2 protein-coding genes are annotated in these 2049 nt (G+C 76.4%); both read right to left on the reverse strand.

The window, feature by feature from the left end:
- On the reverse strand, positions 1-1175 hold a 1175-nt coding region (gene mycP / locus ABD385_RS41105; protein ID WP_344585378.1), incomplete at its 3' end, for a type VII secretion-associated serine protease mycosin.
- A partial coding sequence (locus ABD385_RS41110) for a hypothetical protein (protein WP_344585380.1) occupies positions 1172-2049 on the reverse strand: 878 nt, incomplete at its 5' end. The genes ABD385_RS41110 and mycP, both read right to left, overlap by 4 nt.

Genomic DNA, 2049 nt, shown 5'->3' on the forward strand with positions numbered 1-2049 from the left:
GGGGGGGGGGGGGGGGGGGGGCGGGTGCGCCAGAGGACGTAGGCGGTGGTGGTGAGGGCCGGGCCGGTGGCGGCCAGGGTCCAGGGGAGCCAGTTGACGGGGGTGTCGTCGGTGGGGTCCGCGATCGGGCCGGGGCCGAAGTAGCGGTGGGGGAAGGCGGCGGGGGCCGGCCTCTGGGGGGTGGGGGCGAGGTTCGCGGCGGCCTTGAGGGCGGCGGCGGGGTCGATGAGGCCGGCGCCGAAGTCGTCGTTGCGGCCGCCGTCGGGGCGGTGCTGGGCGGTGCTGGTGAGCAGGGTGCGGATCTGGGTGGGGCTGAGGTCCTGGTGGGCGGAGCGGATCAGGGCGACGGCGCCGGAGACGAAGGCGGCGGCGGGGCTGGTGCCCTGGCCGGAGACGTAGTCGGTGCCGTGGTCGGCCATGAGGATGTCGTTGCCGGGGGCGCAGACCGTCGCGTACCAGTGGCGGGTGGAGAAGGAGGCGCGGTCGTCCAGGTGGGTGACGGCGGTCACGGCGATGACGCCCGGGTAGGCGGCGGGGTACGAGACGTGGTTGCCCTTCTCACCGCCGTTGCCGGCGGACGCCACCACCGGGATGCCCTTGCCCAGGGCGTATTGGATCGCCGCGTCCTCGCGGGGGTCGGGGTGGGCGGTCTCGCTGTCGTCGCCGAGGGACATGTTGATCACGTCGGCGCCGTGGTCGGCGGCCCAGCGGATGCCGTCGGCGAGGGCGCCGGGCTTCTCGTCGCGAGCCCGTCGACGGTCGGGGTCGTGGTCCTCCAGGATCACCCGGATCGGCAGGATCTTGGCCTCGGGGGCGATGCCGAGGATGCCGTCGGAGCGGCCGGCGCCGTGGCCGTGGCCGGCGATGACGCTGGCCATGCCGGTGCCGTGCTGGGCCCACGTGGCGTCGCCGGAACGGGCGCCGAAGCCGATCAGGTCCTTCTCGGGCAGCACCTGGCCCTTGAGGTCGGGGTGGTCGGCGTCGACGCCGGTGTCGAGGACGGCGACGGTGGTGCCGGCGCCCTTGGTGGTCCGCCAGGCGTCCTGGGCGTGCACCGCCGCCAGGCCCCATTGCTGGGCGCGGATGGCGTCCGCGTGAGCGGGCAGTGCGGGCAGGACGGCCAGGGCGGCGGAGGCCAGGGCGACGGTCGCGGCCCGCAGCGCGGACTTGATCATGGCGCTTCCTCCGTGGGCGACGCGGGGATGCCGGACGCCGCGCGGAAGGTCGCGGTGACCTTGTCCGCCAGGCCCTTGGCGTCGTGGCCGAGCCCGGACTCGGCGGGGGCGGTGGCGGTGCCGGGCTGGACCGCGGCGTCGGCGGGCTGCGGGTCGGTGACCTCGCGGCCGTCGGCGAAGCCGGAGACGGCGTAGACCACGACCGGGATGTCGGTGAGTATCCGCACCGTCCAACTGGCGCGCTGGGCCGGGCCGAAGCCCTCGGCCGGGGTGCCCCGGGCCGCCAGCGGCAGCGGCATCAGGGCCGTGCGGTTGGTGAGGTTGTGGGTGCTGAAGCGGGCGTTGAGGTCCATCATTCCGGACCGGTCCGCCTTGGTGGTCTGGGCGCCGACGGTGATGACGTCGGTGCGGGTGGCGTCCACGTAGGTGGCGCGCAGCAGGCGGGCGCAGCCGGCCGCGGCGAGTTCCTTGGCGAGCGGGCCCTCGTCGGCGGCGGTGCAGTCCGTGTCGGGGGCGACGGCGATCCGGATCCAGGTGCGGTCGGCGCCGCCCGGGCCGGCGGCCAGGCCCTCGACGGTGCGCGGGAAGAGGGTGTCGACGGGGGTGTTGCGCCAGGCGTCCTGGCCCTTGGCGAAGGCGGCCGCGGGTGTCGGGGTGCCCTTGGCGGGGGACTCGGTGAGCCAGCTGCCGGCCGCGGCGCCGACCATGAGGCCGATGCCGAGGACCAGGCTGGCGGCCGCGGCGACGATCCGGGTGCTCGGCAGCCGGTCGGCCAACGAGCGGTGCGGGGCGGGCTCGACTCCCGTGGGGCCGGCGGGAGTTGCCGGCCAGGCCGGGGTCGGCGGGACCGCGGGGGCCGGTGGGGTCGGTGGGG

The organism is Streptomyces lunalinharesii, assembly GCF_039532155.1.
Taxonomy (GTDB): Bacteria; Actinomycetota; Actinomycetes; order Streptomycetales; family Streptomycetaceae; genus Streptomyces; species Streptomyces lunalinharesii.